This window comes from Marinomonas sp. 5E14-1 (assembly GCF_039939215.1).
Classification (GTDB): domain Bacteria; phylum Pseudomonadota; class Gammaproteobacteria; order Pseudomonadales; family Marinomonadaceae; genus Marinomonas.
On the sequence record NZ_JBDXMW010000028.1, the window covers coordinates 1 to 1,757 of the forward strand.

Here is a 1,757-nt window from a genome sequence, read left to right on the forward strand (position 1 = left end):
AACGAGGCTGTAGAATTACTCATTCCCAGCCGATTTAATTAATATAAATCCACCATATTTCACATCCAACTAAAACTCAACAGGCCATTCTATTTTCAACTCATAAACGAAGCTACAGATGACTAAAGGCATCGTAAGTGGCTCAGGTTCCGTAAGAACTTAAGGCATACCTTTTAGCTAATGCAGACTATCCCTAAGTTTTTCGATGTTATGAACGAGGCAATACATTTTCCATTGGGTATTCACTTTTTCTTGGCCGCGCAGCGTGAATTTGTTCATACCTTTATTGACTGTGATGTTGCCAAACACCGGTTCGATAGCACCAAGTCGTTTACTGTATTGTCGTCTTCCTATTGGGCTGTCTATCTTGGCTTTCATTTTATCGCCATAACTTAGCTTTTTGCGCACCTCGTCATGTAAGAACTGAACTTGCCTCCCTCTATCCTTCGGTGGATTACGCATGCACTGTTGCCTTAATGGACACACCTTGCAGTCCTTCAAGTAACCGCAAAATCGAGCGTATTGTTGATTGTGGCTTTTTACATTGGCGCCACTTAACCACATTTCGTTCCCTGCTGGACAGTGGCACGTTTGTGTTGCTTCATCATAATGAAAATCATCTGAGGTGAATAATCTTGGCTTGCCTTTGCTGCATTTCAATCTACGTTTTTCTTGCTCTGTTTCATACGTTTCACTCTCTTTAAATAGCGGATTACGTTTTCTAAATTGATTGTCTGCAATATAACTATCGAACCCACTTTGAGCCATAAACTCCAAATTCGCTTCGCTGTTAAAGCCACTGTCTGCGGTGAATTTGATTGTGTGATCGTTTAGTTGTTTTTGCTTGGATAGCTTATCAAGCTGCTGCTTTAGTTGAGTAACGGCTGGCGCTAAGGTTTGTTGCTCACCAACAGATCCCCATGTTTGGGCTTGTAGAATAATTTGATGCTTATCATCGTTAATCGCAATCCCGTTGTAACCTTGAATCGTGCCTTTACTGGTCGTCATCTTGGCGCTGTCAGGATCAGTAATATTACTTTTAACAGGTGTTTTACGACTGCCTAGTTTTTCTTTATTAGAAGACAAAAACGCATTGATTTTATCCGCGCTCTTATCCAATTTTTGTTGTTGCTTTAAATCATGCTGAACTTCGTCTTCACTTAATCCATCTTGTGCTTGATGACGCTCAAGTATGCGTTGACTGGCACGACGTAGCTTGGCTTGTTTTCGCTCAAGCTCATCAAAGGTACCACTCCATTCTTTACTCGCGTTAGACCGTATTTTGCAGCCATCGATGGCAAACATATTTCGTCCGATCAAACCTTCACGATCACATATCATCAGCACTTGCGTAAACAAAGGTTCAATCTGGTCTTTCATGTTAGCAACAAAATGCGCGATAGATGTGTAATGAGGCTGCGTATCCCCAGACAAACTCATGAAGGTAATATTCGTTTCACACGCTTTCGCAATACGGCGACTGCTGACTAACCCTCGTGAATAACCAAACAAGACAATTTTTAACATCACTGACGGAGGATACGCCGCAGCACCACCATTATCGTTGTTATACCATTCGTCAAAAGAACTTAGATCAAGGTGTTTATCAATGATATGAGAGAGTGCGTATTCAAATGTACCGGGGATAATTTGTTGTGAAAAATCAATCGGAATGAATTTACTTTGGCAGGATAAGTCAGGTTTATAATTAGCCATCACGTTCAACTGTAGCGAATAATAGTGATTAGATAACAGAG

Annotated in this window: 1 protein-coding gene; it reads right to left on the reverse strand. The window is 40.9% G+C overall.

All coding sequences use genetic code 11. The features are described 5' to 3' along the window. Nucleotides 1-177: 177 nt before the first annotated feature. Nucleotides 178-1,757 (reverse strand): IS1182 family transposase (locus ABFY09_RS15065; RefSeq protein ID WP_347985097.1); only part of this gene is annotated, 1,580 nt, incomplete at its 5' end.